13 protein-coding genes are annotated in these 15,214 nt (G+C 60.4%); 2 read left to right on the top strand and 11 right to left on the bottom strand.

Annotated elements, in window-relative coordinates:
* Positions 1-19 precede the first annotated feature (19 nt).
* The 7 genes from GGD50_RS06265 to GGD50_RS06235 form a co-directional block, all read right to left on the bottom strand.
* Positions 20-3,346: an efflux RND transporter permease subunit gene (locus GGD50_RS06265; protein ID WP_107108944.1), complete on the bottom strand. Its 3,327-nt coding sequence runs from the start codon at positions 3,344-3,346 to the stop codon at positions 20-22.
* A 14-nt stretch (positions 3,347-3,360) separates the two neighbouring features.
* Positions 3,361-4,551, bottom strand: coding sequence for an efflux RND transporter periplasmic adaptor subunit (locus GGD50_RS06260; protein ID WP_107108943.1), 1,191 nt, complete (start codon positions 4,549-4,551; stop codon positions 3,361-3,363).
* Positions 4,552-4,948: 397 nt separating this feature from the next.
* Positions 4,949-5,917 (bottom strand): ABC transporter substrate-binding protein, encoded by a 969-nt coding sequence (locus GGD50_RS06255; RefSeq protein WP_107108942.1) that lies wholly within the window; start codon positions 5,915-5,917, stop codon positions 4,949-4,951.
* Positions 5,918-5,973: 56 nt separating this feature from the next.
* Positions 5,974-7,107: an ABC transporter permease gene (locus GGD50_RS06250; RefSeq protein ID WP_107108941.1), complete on the bottom strand. Its 1,134-nt coding sequence runs from the start codon at positions 7,105-7,107 to the stop codon at positions 5,974-5,976.
* The gene (locus GGD50_RS06245; protein ID WP_107108940.1) at positions 7,104-7,991 is read right to left on the bottom strand and encodes an ABC transporter permease; all 888 of its coding nucleotides are present in this window, start codon (positions 7,989-7,991) and stop codon (positions 7,104-7,106) included. The genes GGD50_RS06250 and GGD50_RS06245 overlap by 4 nt, the downstream gene beginning before the upstream one ends.
* A 2-nt stretch (positions 7,992-7,993) precedes the next feature.
* Positions 7,994-8,329: a hypothetical protein gene (locus tag GGD50_RS06240; RefSeq protein WP_107108939.1), complete on the bottom strand. Its 336-nt coding sequence runs from the start codon at positions 8,327-8,329 to the stop codon at positions 7,994-7,996.
* A gap of 9 nt (positions 8,330-8,338) precedes the next feature.
* Positions 8,339-9,130: an ABC transporter ATP-binding protein gene (locus GGD50_RS06235; protein WP_107108938.1), complete on the bottom strand. Its 792-nt coding sequence runs from the start codon at positions 9,128-9,130 to the stop codon at positions 8,339-8,341.
* Between the two features lie 124 nt (positions 9,131-9,254).
* On the opposite strand from GGD50_RS06235, the gene GGD50_RS06230 reads away from it, so the two are divergent.
* Positions 9,255-9,668: a cupin domain-containing protein gene (locus GGD50_RS06230; RefSeq protein WP_107108937.1), complete on the top strand. Its 414-nt coding sequence runs from the start codon at positions 9,255-9,257 to the stop codon at positions 9,666-9,668.
* A 30-nt stretch (positions 9,669-9,698) separates the two neighbouring features.
* Here the strand turns inward: GGD50_RS06230 and hydA are convergent, their stop codons facing one another.
* Together hydA and GGD50_RS06220 are read right to left on the bottom strand one after the other, a co-directional pair.
* Entirely contained in the window at positions 9,699-11,153 is a 1,455-nt protein-coding gene (gene hydA / locus GGD50_RS06225; protein ID WP_107108936.1) for a dihydropyrimidinase, read from the bottom strand.
* Between the two features lie 49 nt (positions 11,154-11,202).
* Positions 11,203-12,456 carry a Zn-dependent hydrolase gene (locus GGD50_RS06220; protein ID WP_107108935.1) on the bottom strand — a complete coding sequence of 418 codons (1,254 nt, stop codon included), beginning with the start codon at positions 12,454-12,456 and terminating at the stop codon, positions 11,203-11,205.
* 299 nt (positions 12,457-12,755) lie between these two features.
* On the opposite strand from GGD50_RS06220, the gene rutR reads away from it, so the two are divergent.
* On the top strand, positions 12,756-13,400 hold the full coding sequence (rutR, locus tag GGD50_RS06215; RefSeq protein ID WP_028751882.1) for an HTH-type transcriptional regulator RutR: 645 nt from the start codon (positions 12,756-12,758) through the stop codon (positions 13,398-13,400).
* 95 nt (positions 13,401-13,495) lie between these two features.
* Here the strand turns inward: rutR and GGD50_RS32695 are convergent, their stop codons facing one another.
* Complete coding sequence (locus GGD50_RS32695) at positions 13,496-13,582, bottom strand: SEC-C metal-binding domain-containing protein (protein ID WP_245276515.1); 87 nt, start codon at positions 13,580-13,582, stop codon at positions 13,496-13,498.
* A 306-nt stretch (positions 13,583-13,888) separates the two neighbouring features.
* Complete coding sequence (gene preA, locus GGD50_RS06205; RefSeq protein ID WP_107108934.1) at positions 13,889-15,202, bottom strand: NAD-dependent dihydropyrimidine dehydrogenase subunit PreA; 1,314 nt, start codon at positions 15,200-15,202, stop codon at positions 13,889-13,891.
* Positions 15,203-15,214 lie beyond the last annotated feature (12 nt).

Below are 15,214 nucleotides of genomic sequence, written 5' to 3'. Positions count from 1 at the left end.
CGCTTACCGGCCTGCCGCTCTATTCGGCAGCAAACGGCGGCAGTTTCAGGATATTCGTCTTGGCCTTTCCGCCGCGCTGCGGGACGTCCTTGTTTTCCACGGCGTCGAGGCGCTCTTCCAGTGCCGTGAGCGACTTGCGGTTTTCGTCGACGGCGGTTGCCAGCTTTTCCTTGGTCACGACTTCGTCGTTCACATCCTTCTTGCCGACGAGATGGCCGAAGAGCCAGGCAAGCAGGCGCGACAGGTCGTCCATGATCAGGAAGAAGGACGGCACGACCACCAGGCTGAGGACGGTCGAGACGATGATGCCGCCGATCACCGCGATCGCCATCGGCGCGCGGAACGTGCCACCTTCGCCGACGCCGAGCGCGGACGGCAACATGCCGGCGGACATGGCGATCGAGGTCATGATGATCGGCCGTGCGCGCTTGCGACCGGCCTCGACCACGGCCTCCAGCCGGGGCATACCATGGTGCATCATTTCGATGGCGAAATCGACGAGCAGAATGGCATTCTTGGTGACGATGCCCATCAGCATCAGAATGCCGATCATGACGGGCATGGAGAGGGCATTGCCGGTCACGATCAGCGCCAGCGCCACGCCCCCGATCGCCAGAGGCAGCGACAGCAGAATGGTGAAGGGCTGGATCACATCCTTGAACAGCAGCACCAGCACGGTCAGCACCAGCAGGAGGCCCAGCAGCATGGCATTGCCGAAGCTCTGCTGCATTTCCTTCTGGACCTTGGTGTCGCCGCTTTCAGCCAGATGGACAGTGGCCGGGATCTTGGCGCTGTTGACGGTGGCGAGAAAATGGCTCGAAGCTGTGTCCAGGGCCACGCCTTGCGGGAGGTCGGCGCCGATCGCGACGACGCGGTAGCGGTTGTTGCGCTTGATCGAAGACAGGCCTTCCGAATATTCGATATTGGCCACGCTCGACATCGGCACTGACGCGCCGGTGGCGGTCTTGATGCGCAATGCCCGGATCGCGGCAAGGTCGCGGCGCATGCCGACTGCAGCCTGCACCCGGATGGGGATCTGGCGATCATCGAGCGAAATCTTGGCAAGCGACGCGTCGATATCGCCGATGGTCGCGACGCGCACCGTATCGGAAATCATCTGCGGCGTAATGCCGAGGCGGGCTGCCTCGTCCTTGCGCGGATAGACCTGCAGCTCCGGCCGGGGCAGGGCGCCGTCGGCGCTGACGTTGGCAAGCGCCGGATCGGTGCGCAGCTTGGCTTCGAGGATGCCGACCGCTTCGTTCAGATCCTTCTCGTTGCGGGAGAGGAAGTTGTAGGTCAGGTCACGGTCGCCGCGGTCATTGAGCTTGGTGATGCGGACGTCGGGGATCGAGCGCAGCTTGGCGAAGACTTCCTTCTCGACCTCCCACTGCGGCTTGATGCGGCCGTGGACGGTAACCTTCGGAAGGTAGGGGCCGATGATGGGCAGCGAACCCGCCACATCGTTGACCAGCTTCTTGACGAGCGATTGGTCAAGCTTGCCGAGCGTCAGCGTTACTGTGGCGCGGCGCAGTTCCAGATCGCCCTTGGGCGAGGCGCCGCCAAGGACGAAGACATTCTCGACGCCGTCGATGTCCTTCACGCGCCTGTAAATCTCGTTGGTTGCCTGCTCGGTGTCGTCAAGCCGGGCATTCGGCGGCAGTTCGGCCGACAGCACGATGCGGGACGAATCGTCCGGAGGGATGAAGCTGCCGGGCACGAACATGATGAGCGCGAAGACGGAGGCGACGGAGAATGCAAAAGCCGCAAGCAATGTCGGATAGCGCGTATACCACCGCTTTGTTGTGATCCGTACCAGCCAGCTATAGCCGCGCATGAACCGGCCGTCATTGTCGTGGTGGTCTTCGACGGCATCCTCGGCGCGCATGAAGTAGGCGGCCATCATCGGTGTGATCAGGCGCGCGACCAGCAGCGAGAAGAACACTGAGAAAGCGACCGTCAGGCCGAACTGGATGAAGTATTGGCCCGGAACGCCCGGCATGAAGGAGACGGGCACGAACACGGCAATGATGGTGAAGGTCGTGGCGATGACGGCTAGGCCGATTTCGTCCGCGGCATCGATCGCGGCGCGATACGGCGTCTTGCCCATCTTGATATGGCGGGCAATGTTCTCGATCTCGACGATCGCGTCGTCGACGAGAATCCCGGTCGCCAATGTCAACGCCAGGAAGCTGACCAGGTTTAGCGAGAAGCCGATCTGGTTCATGACCCAGAAGGTCGGGATTGCTGAAAGCGGCAGGGCAACGGCCGAGATCAGCGTCGCTCGCCAATTCTTGAGGAACAGGAAGACGACGATGACCGCCAGCAACGCGCCTTCCAGCAGCGTATGCATCGCCGCCTCGTAGTTGCCGTAGGTGTAATAGACCGCATCGTCGATCATCTCGATCGAGACGTTCGGGTTTTCGGCACGCACCTTGGTCAAAGTGCCAGCCACGGTATTGGCGACGGAGACTTCGCTGGCACCCTTGGCGCGGAACACGCCGAAGGTCACGACAGGCGTGCTGTTGAAGCGCGAGAAGGACTTCGGTTCCTGATAGGTATCCTTGATGACGCCGAGATTGGAAAGCTTGACGAAGCGGCCGTTGGTCAGCGCGATCGTGGTGTCGGCGAGTTGGGCGACATCGCGGGCGTCGCCCAGGACGCGGATCGCCTGTTCGCTGCCCGCCACCTGGCCGCGGCCGGAACCGAGATCGATATTGGTGCCGCGCAACTGCTGGCTCACCGAAAGCGCGGTGATGCCGTAGGCATTCAGCTTGTTCGGATCGAGCTCGATGCGCACTTCGCGATCGGCGCCGCCATAGCGATCGACGCGGCCGATGCCGACCTGACCCTGCAGCGCACGTTTGACGGTGTCGTCGACGAACCAGGACAGTTCTTCGAGCGACATATTGGGCGAGGAAACGGCAAAGCTCTGGATCGCCTGGCCTTCAACATCCACCTTGGAGACGATCGGCTCGTCGATGGTCGACGGCAGATTGCCGCGGATGCGGTCGATCGCGTCCTTGGTATCCTGAACGGCTTGCTGCGTCGGCACTTCCAAGCGGAAGATGACGACGGTCTGCGACTGGCCGTCCGTCACCGTCGATTGGATCTCGTCGATGCCGTTGATGCTGGCGACGGCGTCCTCGACCTCTTTCGTCACCTGCATTTCGAGTTCGGCAGGCGAGGCGCCGCTTTGCGTTACGGTCACGTTGACGACCGGCACGTCGATATTCGGGAAGCGGGTGATCGGCAGATTGAAGAAGGCGTGCGCGCCCACCACCATCAGCAGGAAAAAGCCGAGGAGCGGGGCGACCGGATTTCGGATTGACCAGGCGGAGAAGTTCATCTTGCCGTTCTCGCTCAGTTGGACGCTTGCGGAGCTTCTTTGACGGGCGTGATGTGGTCACCGTCGCGAACATAGGCGCCGGCTTTGGCGACGACTTCGTCGCCATCCTTCAGGCCCTTGACGATCTCGACGTAAGCGCCATCCTGAATGCCGGTCTGGACATTGACGAATTTGACGACGCCACCCTCTACCTTGCGGGCAGAAGAGCCATTTTCGTCGCTGTTGACTGCCGTCAGCGGCAGGGAAACACCTTGTGTCTCGCGGACGATGATCTCGGCGCTGCCATACATGCCGGCGCGCGCCTTTTCGTCGTCATCGATGGAGATGTGGACTGCGCCGAGGCGGGTCACCGCATCGACGATCGGCGCGACCAGGCGGACGGAGCCGGTGAGTTTTTCGCGGCTGCCGGAAAGCGAAATCAGCGCCTTCTGACCAAGGGTAATTTTGGTGATGTCGCTTTCGGAGACATCGACCACCAGCTCCAGATCGCTGTCGCGGATGATGGTGAAGAGCGGATCTCCATTGCCGTTGGCGATGGCTCCCATGCGGGCGTTACGCGAAGCGACGGTGCCGGCAACCGGCGTTTTGACGCCCGTGCGGGCGAGCTTCAGGTCCGTATCGGCGATCTGGCTGTCGATGACCTTGAGATCGGCTTCAGCAACTGCGATTGCCTGTTCGGCCGAGGCCACGCGCGCCTTGTTGGCGGCGGCCGCCGCATTCGCCTGCTCGACCGACGAGGTCGAGACGGTGCCCTTGGCGCCCATGGTGACGGCGCGGACGCGCTGCAATTCCGCTTCCTCAGCATTGGCGCGGGCCTCGTTGAGCTGCGCGCGAAGCTGGGCGAGGCTTGCTTCGCCCTTCGCCTTCGTTGCTTCCATCTGGCTCTTCTGCAGGATCAGCGCATCATCGTTCAGCGTGGCAAGCGTGCTGTTCGCCTCGACCTTGTCGCCGACGTCAGCGTTGAGCGAGCGGATCGACAGGCCGTCCACCTGCGGCTGGATATAGACCTCATCCACCGCTTTCACGGTGCCGGTGGCGACCACTTTGTCGGTCAGTTTGCGTGTTACGGCCTGTGTGACGACGATTGCAGGCAGGTTCTGCTTTGGCGCGGTGACGGTGGGTTCTTCGGCAAAAGCCGCCGGTGCCGTCAGGAGAACAAGCAACATTGCAGTCGTGCTCAGAAATCTATGCGGCGTGAAGGCCATGCGTTCAGTTCCAGTTCGGTATTTGTGTAACGGGATCTCGCTGTTTTCCGTCGCGAGCACGGGGGATCAATGCATGCGGGCCGGCTCTTCCGGCGGATCAACATCCGTCTGTCATGCCTGCAAGTCCCTCATCCTCAATTTGCCCCTTTAGGTGGGAACGATTTCCAAATCCTGCAAGATCACGAGAAAATGATTTCTACGTGGCGCGCAATTCTAATGGGCGTTGCATTGCAAATCAATTACGTGCTCGTGATGTCTGCATTACGATACTTGATCGAAGCATGGTTTTTTAGGCAAACGCGACGACAAAGCCAGTCTTTTATCACGGCTGTTACAAAATGAAAAAAACGCGCGTGGCGTGAACCGCGCACGTTTCTTCGGATTTTCGGCGTCGGGCCTATTTCAGCGCGGCGTCGGTGATCTCATGCGTATAGGCGCCGGTCGGCTTCTTGTTGATGATCTTCTGGTCGAGCAGGGCGGCTACGGTGCGATCGTAGAGTTTCCCGTCGAGCTTGCCGGTGCCGATGAGCTTGGCGACTTCGCCCATCATGCGCTTCTGGTGATTTTCGTCCTGGCCACCATTATCCATGACGATTTCGGCGGCTTCATCCGGATGTTCGACAGCGTATTTCCAGCCCTTCATCGAAGCACGGACGAACTTGACCATGTTGGCCTTGAACTTCGCGTCCTTCAGCTTGGTCTCGTTGACATAAAGGCCGTCTTCCAGAAGGTCGTTGCCGAGCTTGCTATAGTTGAAGACGATCAGATCTTCCGGCTTGAAGCCGGCATCGATCGCCTGCCAGTATTCGTTATAGGTCATGACGGAGATGCAGTCGGCCTGCTTCTGGACGAGGGGCTGAACGTCGAAGCTCTGCTTCAAGACGGTGACGCCATCCTTGCCGCCGTCGGTCTTCAGGCCGATCTTATGCATCCAGGCGAAGAAGGGGTATTCGTTGCCGAAGAACCAGACGCCGAGCGTATGGCCCTTGAAATCGGCTTCGGTCTTTACCGGACCGTCCTTCGGGCAGATCAGTTCGAGGCCGGACTTGTCATAGGGCTGGGCGATGTTGATCAGCGGCACGCCCTTTTCGCGAGCGACCAGAGCGCCACCCATCCAGTCAACGATGACATCGGCACCGCCGCCGGCGATTACCTGTTCCGGTGCGATATCCGGACCGCCGGGCTTGATGTCGACGTCGAGGCCTTCCTCCTTGTAGAAGCCCTTGTCCTTGGCGACGAAATAGCCGCCGAACTGGCCCTGCGCCACCCATTTCAACTGCAGCGTCACCTTGTCGGCAGCCTGCGCCGCCTGCGCTGCGGCCAACGCCATCGCGCTTGCCATCAATGCGACCATCAGTTTTTTCATATTTTTTGTCCTTTTCCCTCTGAAGTTATGCCCTGATCCCTTGGCAGGATCCTGAACTACGTCTTTCCACCACGGATAGACGGATGCCAGAACGTCGTCATCCGCTCGAGAACGGCGACGATACCGTAGAAGACGGAGCCGACGACCGCGGCGACCGCGATCTCAGCCCAGACCATATCGAGATTCAACCGACCGTTCTCGGTTGAAATACGAAAGCCCATGCCCGACATGGGTGTGCCAAAGAACTCTGCCACGATGGCACCGATTAGGGCCAGGGTCGAGTTGATCTTTAGTGCATTGAAGATAAAGGGAGCCGCGGCCGGCAGGCGAAGCTTGAACAAAGTCTGCCAATAGCTCGACGCATAGGTGCGCATCAGATCGCGCTCCATATTGCCGGCGGCGGCGAGGCCGGCGACCGTGTTCACCAGCATCGGGAAGAAGGTCATGATGACGACGACAGCCGATTTAGATTCCCAATCGAAGCCGAACCACATGACCATGATCGGCGCGACACCGATGATCGGCAGGGCGGAGACCAGATTGCCGATCGGCAGCAGGCCGCGGCGCAGGAAGGCGAAGCGGTCGGCGAGAATGGCGACGATGAAGCCGCTGGTGCAGCCGATAATGTAGCCGATTAGAACCGACCGGAAGATCGTCTGCTGAACATCCGTCCAAAGAATGGAAGCGGAGCTGGCAATGCGGGCAGCAATGGCGCTTGGTGGTGGCAGCAGGATGAAAGGGATGCCAAACCCGCGCGTTACGGCTTCCCAGATGATGATGATCCAGACGCCGAAAATCGCGGGAATGAGCAACCGTAGCGTATAGCTCCCGGCGGTCGAATGTGCCGGGGTGACCGACAGGATGGCGACGCAGCGCCAGGCCAGCAGCCACGCCGCGGCAAGCAGGATAAAAAACGAGGCGAGCGCGGTGCCTTCGTTGCCCGATATTCCATCCAGCAGAAGCAAGGCGGCTGCATGTGCGGCAAAGAAGAGGATCGACGCACAGAGGATTGCGGACAGGTTCATGAAAGAAACAAGGGCCGCGGCACCAATGAGAACGAAGATGACGAACGTGGTTCCGCTACTGATGGGGGTGGCGGCATCGGCGGCGAGCAGCGGCAGCGCCAATAGCGCCGCAAGACAGAGAAGAAAGGAGAGCGTGCCTTGCCACGACACATGAGAATTCTTCATGCCGCCCGACCTCCCATTGCACGATCGACGATACGTGCCGCGATGCTGACAACGGCAATCAGTGCCGCGGCTAGTATCGAGCCGGCAACGAGGGCCGCCCATATATCGATGGTCAAGCTTTGATAGGAGCCGGCGAGCAGTTTGGCTCCGATGCCGGCGACGGCGCCCGTTGGCAGTTCGCCAACGATTGTTCCGGTGAGGCTGGCTGCGATCGCAACTTTCATCGAGGTGAAGAGGAACGGAACCGATGCGGGGACACGCAGCTTCCAGAAGGTCTGCATCGAACTGGCATTGTAGGTACGCATTAGGTCGAGATGCATGATTTCCGGCGATCGCAATCCCTTGACCATGCCAACGGCGACGGGAAAGAAGGAGAGGTAAGTTGAGACCAGCGCCTTGGGAATAAGGCCGGTAACGCCGATCGAACCCAGGACGACGATGACCATCGGCGCGATGGCCAGGATCGGTATCGTCTGCGAGGCGATGATCCATGGCATCAGGCTGCGGTCGAGTGCCAAGACATGCACGATGCCGACGGCAATGAGGATGCCCAAAAGGGTCCCGAAAGCGAAACCGACAGCCGTGGAGGACAAAGTCACCCAGGCATTGTAGACGAGGCTGCGATTGCTCGTCAGCGGTCTTAGAAACGTGTTTTCGAAGACATTCTGCGCCACCTGATGCGGTGCCGGCAGGATCGGCTTCGGCTGCGCGAGCGTCTTGCCGATGAATTCCATCGTACCGGAAGTGACGTTGGCGCGGCGGCCGAGATCGCGCTGGAATGGCGCGTTGAGAATGACGGCAAAGGCGTACCACAACACGATAATTGCCACCAGGATGGCCGTGACCGGCAGGAATTTATGTTTGAAGAATTGCTCCTTCTCCATGGTCACGCGCCCCTTTCCACCGGAAACAGCATCAGCGCCATCGCGACGATGCCGAGCCCGACGCCGGCAAGCTGCGGCAGACTGAGCCGCTCGCCGAAGACGACGAAGGCAACGATATTCACGACCACAAGCTGAGCAATGGCAGAGGCGGAGATCGCCAGACCAAGCCCGCCCTCGCGCATCAGCCGGACCATCATCAGATTGCCCACGCAATAGAGGCTGAGCGCGAAGATGAGGATCAATATGTTGTTGTTGGCGATATAGGCCCGCGAAGCAGTCGCGCCACCGATGAAGACCGCCATGGCACCAGTGAGCCAGAGGAGAAATTGCGGGTTCATAGCGTGATCCTATTCCTCATAGCTATGCCCGGCTCTCAGCCCGTCGCGGACACGATGGGCGATCTCCAGAAATTCCGGGGTTTCGCGAATACCCAGTGGGCGTTCGTGCGGAAGGGAGGATTCGATGACATCGGTGACGCGGCCGGGGCGCGGCGACATGACGACGATCTTGGTGGAGAGATAAACCGCCTCCGGGATCGAGTGCGTCACGAAACAGATGGTCTTGTTCGTTCGCTTCCAAAGTTTCAGCAGCGCTTCGTTGAGGTGATCGCGCACGATCTCGTCGAGGGCACCGAAGGGTTCGTCCATCAGCAGCAGGTCGGCATCGAAGGCGAGCGCGCGGGCGATGGAGGCGCGCTGCTGCATGCCTCCGGAGAGCTGCCAGGGATATTTGTGCGCGAAGCCGGTGAGGTTGACCAGATCAAGCGTCTGCTCGATGCGCTTGGCCTGATCGCTCTTCGCATAGCCCATGATCTCCAGCGGCAGAGCGATGTTCTTTTCGATCGTGCGCCAGGGATAAAGGGCAGCCGCCTGAAAAACGTAGCCATAGGCGCGGTTGGTGCGCGCCTCTTCCGGCGTCATGCCGTTGACGGTGATGTCGCCGGAGGTCTTGCGCTCAAGATCGGCGATGACGCGCAGGAACGTGGTCTTGCCGCAGCCGGACGGGCCGATGAAAGAGACGAAATCGCCCTTCCGCACGTCGAGATCGACATTGCTCAGTGCATGCACCGGCCCGTCATTTGTCTCGTAGGTGAGGCAGAGGTTCCGCGCGGAGACGACGGAGGGAGCGGATGACGTCATTAACACCTACCAGTCATGTTTTCGCCGCGCAGCCGAGGCGGATTGCGTGTTATCCTATACGGCATCGCGGTGGTTTTAGAACCGGAGGATGCCGCAGATCTATCGAATTTTATGGAGGAATGGCATGAGCGTTTCATCGAAGCCAACCTGCCGCATCGTGCAGCCCGGCAGCACCTATGCCGGGAAACAAGGCTTCAACTATTTCGAAGGGATTGCCGCCGAGACAGTGGGTTCGACAGGCATCTGCATGCATCTCCTGACGATTCCCCCGGGCGGACGCGCCAAGGCGCACCTGCATGCCGCGCATGAGACGGCGATTTACGCTTTGTCCGGCGAGACGCATTGCTGGTTCGGCGATCAATTGGAAGAGCATGTTGTCGTTCATGCCGGCGAGATGTTCTACATTCCGGCCGGCGTTCCGCATCTGCCCGCCAATCTCAGCGACCGGCCGGCGACAGCCATCATCGCCCGCACCGACCCGAACGAGCAGGAAAGTGTCGTCCTGCTGCCGGATCTGGAGCGATATGTGCCGTTGTGAGCTGATGGACCGGAACGCCGTTGCCAAGCGTCACACCCCGCTTGCGGGGATGCCGCTGCGCTGAACCTTGCGCGGCGCGGTGACCTCTTTCCAGGTCGAGAGTGCGCGGTTGGCGGCGGTGAAAGGCTCGCGCTTGACGAACTCGCCATGCCCCTGCTGCGTCTTGACCGTGCCTTCCTCGATGGCAACCACACCGCGGGTTAGCGTGTAGCGCGGCAGGCCCGTCACCTGCTTGCCTTCGAAGACGTTATAGTCGATCGCCGACTGTTGAGTGTTGGCAGAGATGGTCTTCGAACGCTTCGGGTCCCAGACGACGATATCGGCATCGGCGCCGACGAGGATCGCGCCCTTCTTCGGATAGACGTTGAGGATTTTGGCGATGTTGGTCGACGTCACCGCGACGAACTCGTTCATGGTCAGGCGGCCGGTGTTGACGCCATGGGTCCAGAGCATCGGCATGCGGTCTTCCAGGCCGCCGGTGCCGTTCGGAATCTTGGTGAAGTCATTCAGGCCGAAACGCTTCTGCGCGGTCGTGAAGGCGCAATGGTCGGTGGCCACCACCTGCAGGGAGCCGGAAGCGAGGCCGGCCCAGAGGCTGTCCTGATGCTGCTTGTTGCGGAAGGGCGGCGACATGACGCGGCGGGCGGCATGGTCCCAATCGGCATTGGCATATTCGCTCTCATCGAGCGTCAAGTGCTGGATCAAGGGTTCGCCATAGACGCGCATGCCCTTCTGACGGGCGCGGCGGATGGCTTCGTGCGCCTGTTCGCAGGAGGTGTGCACGATGTAGACCGGGCTGCCGGCCATGTCGGCAATCATGATGGCGCGGTTCGTCGCTTCGCCTTCGACCTCCGCGGGGCGGGAATAGGCGTGTGCTTCCGGACCGTTATTGCCTTCGGCAAGCAGTTTCGCCTGCATCTGCGCGACCACGTCGCCATTCTCGGCGTGAACGAGCGGCAGCGCGCCGAGTTCGGCGCAGCGCTGGAAGGAGGAGAACATCTCGTCGTCATCCACCATCAGGGCGCCCTTATAGGCCATGAAGTGCTTGAAGGTGTTGATGCCCTTTTCGCGGACGACGGCTTCCATCTCGTTGAAGACCTGCTCGCTCCACCAGGTAATCGCCATGTGGAAGGAGTAATCACAATTTGCCCGCGTCGACTTGTTGTCCCACATGGTCAGCGCTTCGAGCAGCGATTGGCCCGGCGAGGGCAGGGCAAAATCCACCACCATCGTCGTGCCGCCGGCAAGGGCAGCGCGGGTGCCGCTCTCGAAATCGTCCGAGGAATAGGTGCCCATGAATGGCATTTCGAGATGCGTATGCGGATCGATGCCGCCCGGCATGACATAGCAGCCCGTGGCGTCGAGCACTTCATTGCCGGACAGGTTCTGCCCGATCTCGACAATCTTACCGCCTTCGACCTTGACATCGGCCTTATAGGTCAAGTCGGCCGTGACGATGGTTCCACCCTTGATGACTGTGCTCATGGTGTCTGCTCCCGATGTGTGAATGTCTGGTGCTGCGCGAGGATGGCCGTCACGCCACAATCTCCGCAGTCTCCAGGACCGCGTGGAACAGGACATCCGCACCTGCGGTCGCCCATTCCTTGGAAATCTCCTCGGCCTCGTTGTGCGACAGGCCGCCGACGCAGGGGCACATGACCATGGTGGCCGGTGCCACCTTGGCGGCCCAGCAGGCGTCGTGGCCGGCGCCGGAGATGAGGTTCATGTGGCTGTAGCCCAGCTTCTCTGCCGCGTCGCGCACCGCGGTGACGAGCTTCGGATCGAAGGTCACCGGTTCGAAATGGCCGATGGCTTCGACGGAACAGCCGACGCCGAGGGCGTCGCAGATACCAGGCGCTTCAGCCTCGATCTTGGCGCGCATGCGGTCGAGCTTCGCCTTGTCGGGCGAGCGGATGTCGACCGTGAAGACCACCTTGCCCGGCAGCACGTTGCGCGAATTTGGCGAGAAGAAGACCTGGCCGACACCGCCGACGGCGCCCGGCTGGTTTTCCATCGCCACACCCTGCACCATTTCGATGATGCGCGACATGGCAAGCCCGGCATTGACGCGCATGTTCATCGGCGTCGAGCCGGTATGCGCTTCCTTGCCGGTCAGCGTGAATTCCAGCCACCACAGGCCCTGACAGTGCGTGACGACGCCGATGGTCTTGTCTTCGGCTTCGAGGATAGGTCCCTGTTCGATGTGATATTCGAAATAGGCATGCATCTTGCGGCTGCCGACCTCTTCATCGCCGAGCCACCCAATGCGCTTCAGTTCCTCGCCGTAGGTTTTACCCTCGGGGTCCTTGCGGCCATAGGCATAGTCCAGCGAATGCACGCCGGCGAAGACGCCGGAGGCGAGCATGGCAGGGGCGAAACGAGCACCTTCTTCATTGGCCCAATTGGTGACCACGATCGGATGCTTGGTCTTGATGCCGAGATCGTTCATCGTGCGAACAACCTCCAGCGCGCCGAGCACGCCGAGCACACCATCATATTTGCCGCCGGTCGGCTGGGTGTCGAGATGCGAGCCGACGTAGACCGGCAGGGCGTTCGGATCGGTGCCGGGGCGGGTCGCGAACATCGTGCCCATCTTGTCGACACCTACTTTCAAGCCGGCCTCGTCGCACCATGTCTTGAAAAGGCTTCGGCCTTCGGCGTCGGCGTCGGTGAGCGTCTGGCGATTATTGCCGCCGGCGATGCCGGGGCCGATCTTCGCCATGTCCATCAGTGCGTCCCAAAGGCGATCGCCATTGATACGCATGTTTTCTCCTGGCGTTGCCACCATGATGCAATCCTCACCTGTTTTTCCCGGGTCATGCAAGGCGCATGCCCAATTGTTCCCGATGGTCGCTTCCGGCGCGCTTGCTTGTTTTTCTCGCCCCGGAAAATCGCCGGTTGCCTTTAAAAGACATCTGACGGATAATTTGACCGATTGGTAAACATTACAACTTCCGTGGCGGCGCTCAAGACGAAAAGCACGAAAATTCCCGACAAAATTACAGGCAGTTGCCCAAAATTAAAGCATGGGCAGGGGAATGAGAGCTTGGCCGAAGGGCTTGGATTTCAAGGAGAAACAAACCAGACATGGCCATCCCCAGAGCCGCCAAGACGCAACGCCGCACTCGAATTCAGGAAGAAAAAGAAGAAGTAATACTCGAGGCCGCGCTGGACGTATTCTCCGTGCATGGCTTTCGCGGCTCGACCATCGACCAGATCGCCGAGGTCGCCGGCATGTCGAAACCCAATCTGCTCTACTATTTCCGGACAAAAGAAGCCATGCACCGCGCGCTGATCGACCGGGTGCTATTCACCTGGCTGGAGCCGCTGCGCGCCTTCGACGCCAATGGCAATCCCGAAAGCGAGATCCGCTCCTATATCCGCCGCAAGCTGGAGATGGCCCGCGATTTTCCGCGGGAAAGCCGCCTGTTCGCCAACGAGATGCTGCAGGGAGCGCCGCATGTGGAGGATGAGCTCCGAGGTCCGCTGAAGAGCCTTGTCGATGAAAAGGCCGAGGTCATCCGCGCCTGGGCGAAGGCCGGCAAGATCGCCAAATGCGATCCCTATCACCTGATCTTCTCCATCTGGTCGACGACGCAGCATTATGCGGATTTCGACGTGCAGGTGCGCGCGGTGCTCGGGCAGGAACATTCAGGGGAGGGGCGTTTCGAGGATGCGGCACGGTACCTCGAACAGCTTTTCGTCGACGGGCTCCGCATGCGCCACACTTGAGCGGTGACGCAATCCTCGAAAGAAATTGCGTCACACATGCCAGGCTGATTGAACTCAGTTCCGATCTCTAAAAATAGTAGTCCCGCTCGATGCCGTCATAGCGGCCTGATTTCAGGCAGCAATTCTTGAAACCGCCTCCGAGAACCGCAGGGGCAGGGATCGTTGCGGCCGAGTTTTTCGATCAGCTCGACATCGCCATGAACGAATTGTGAGCCAGTCTTAACCCGCGATTCCGATGGGAAAGCCTTACGTCGTTTGGACGTGACCTCAAAAGCTCACGTCGTGGAGGGTGTGGGACTTGCGTGACATGGTCGCCTCCTTTGGATTGTTATTTTTGCGATTATTCGCAGCGCGTGCCCCATAGCTCGTTTTCTATGCTTCCGCGAGCCGCGAAACATGTTTTTTGAATGAGGCCGATGCCAGCTACGAAGAGGCGGCCGCAGCAAGCTGCGACCGCCTCTTTATGTTCAAGCGAATTGTCGCCAGTGTTACTCCGCCGCCTGCCGGGCCATCGGATTGTTCGGATGGGTCGTCCAGTTGGCATAGTTCGGGTCGACGGTCTTGCCGGTGCGCTTGTCGAGGCTGCCGGCCGGCAAGGCTTCCATGGTGATGCAGTTCTCGACGGGACAGACGCTGACGCAGAGATTGCAGCCGACGCATTCCTCATCCATCACCTCGAAGTGTCTGGCGCCGTCGACCATGTTGGTGATGGCCTGGTGCGAGGTGTCTTCGCAGGCGATATAGCAGCGACCGCATTTGATGCAGGCGTCCTGATCGATCTTCGCCTTGGCGATGTAGTTGAGGTTGAGATACTGCCAGTCGGAAACATTCGGCACGGCACGGCCGATGATGTCGTCCAGATTGCTGTGGCCCTTTTCGTCCATCCAATCGGAGAGGCCGGATATCATTTCCTGGACGATCTTGAAGCCATAGGTCATTGCGGCGGTACAGACCTGCACGTTACCGGCGCCGAGAGCCAGGAATTCAGCTGCGTCACGCCAGGTGGTGATGCCGCCGATGCCGGAGATCGGCAGGCCGTAGGTTTCGGGATCGCGCGCTATCTCGGCCACCATGTTGAGCGCGATCGGCTTGACGGCCGGGCCGCAATAGCCGCCATGGCTGCCCTTGCCGCCGACCGTCGGGTTCGGCGCGAAATTGTCGAGATCGACGGAAACGATCGAGTTGATCGTGTTGATCAGCGACACGGCGTCGGTGCCACCGGCCTTGGCTGCCCGGGCGGGCTTGCGGATGTCGGTGATATTCGGCGTCAGCTTGGTGATGACGGGCATGCGGGTGTACTGCTTGCACCAGCGCACGACCATTTCGATATATTCCGGCACCTGTCCGACCGCGGAGCCCATGCCGCGTTCAGACATGCCGTGCGGACAGCCGAAATTGAGCTCGATGCCATCCGCGCCGGTTTCTTCCACCAGCGGCAGGATGGCCTTCCAGGCCTGTTCCTCGCAGGGAACCATGATCGAGGCGATCAGGGCGCGGTCCGGCCAGTTCATCTTCACCTGCTTCATTTCGCGCAGGTTGGTGTAGAGGTCGCGATCGGTGATCAACTCGATGTTGTTAAGGCCGAGCAGGCGGCGGTCGGCGCCCCAGATCGCGCCGTAGCGCGGACCGTTGACGTTGACGACCGGCGGGCCTTCCTCGCCGAGGGTCTTCCAAACCACGCCGCCCCAACCGGCCTTGAAGGCGCGTTCGACGTTGTAGGCCTTGTCGGTCGGCGGCGCCGAGGCGAGCCAGAACGGGTTTGGGGATTTGATGCCAACGAAATTATTGCGGAGATCAGCCATGTTGGTTCTCCT

It is taken from the genome of Martinezella paranaensis, assembly GCF_014200235.1.
Classification (GTDB): Bacteria; Pseudomonadota; Alphaproteobacteria; order Rhizobiales; family Rhizobiaceae; genus Rhizobium; species Rhizobium paranaense.
Note: the sequence above shows the minus strand (reverse complement) of the source record. Positions and strands in the feature narration are given on the sequence as shown.

Excerpts from the sequence above, each read along its gene's own strand:
- GGD50_RS06220 (WP_107108935.1), bottom strand. The coding sequence starts at position 12,456 with ATGGTGGCAACGCCAGGAGAAAACATGCGTATCAATGGCGATCGCCTT.
- rutR (WP_028751882.1), top strand. The coding sequence starts at position 12,756 with ATGGCCATCCCCAGAGCCGCCAAGACGCAACGCCGCACTCGAATTCAG.
- GGD50_RS06255 (WP_107108942.1), bottom strand. The coding sequence starts at position 5,917 with ATGAAAAAACTGATGGTCGCATTGATGGCAAGCGCGATGGCGTTGGCC.
- GGD50_RS06265 (WP_107108944.1), bottom strand. The coding sequence starts at position 3,346 with ATGAACTTCTCCGCCTGGTCAATCCGAAATCCGGTCGCCCCGCTCCTC.
- GGD50_RS06240 (WP_107108939.1), bottom strand. The coding sequence starts at position 8,329 with ATGAACCCGCAATTTCTCCTCTGGCTCACTGGTGCCATGGCGGTCTTC.
- GGD50_RS06235 (WP_107108938.1), bottom strand. The coding sequence starts at position 9,130 with ATGACGTCATCCGCTCCCTCCGTCGTCTCCGCGCGGAACCTCTGCCTC.
- GGD50_RS06250 (WP_107108941.1), bottom strand. The coding sequence starts at position 7,107 with ATGAAGAATTCTCATGTGTCGTGGCAAGGCACGCTCTCCTTTCTTCTC.
- preA (WP_107108934.1), bottom strand. The coding sequence starts at position 15,202 with ATGGCTGATCTCCGCAATAATTTCGTTGGCATCAAATCCCCAAACCCG.
- GGD50_RS06230 (WP_107108937.1), top strand. The coding sequence starts at position 9,255 with ATGAGCGTTTCATCGAAGCCAACCTGCCGCATCGTGCAGCCCGGCAGC.
- GGD50_RS06245 (WP_107108940.1), bottom strand. The coding sequence starts at position 7,991 with ATGGAGAAGGAGCAATTCTTCAAACATAAATTCCTGCCGGTCACGGCC.
- hydA (WP_107108936.1), bottom strand. The coding sequence starts at position 11,153 with ATGAGCACAGTCATCAAGGGTGGAACCATCGTCACGGCCGACTTGACC.
- GGD50_RS06260 (WP_107108943.1), bottom strand. The coding sequence starts at position 4,551 with ATGGCCTTCACGCCGCATAGATTTCTGAGCACGACTGCAATGTTGCTT.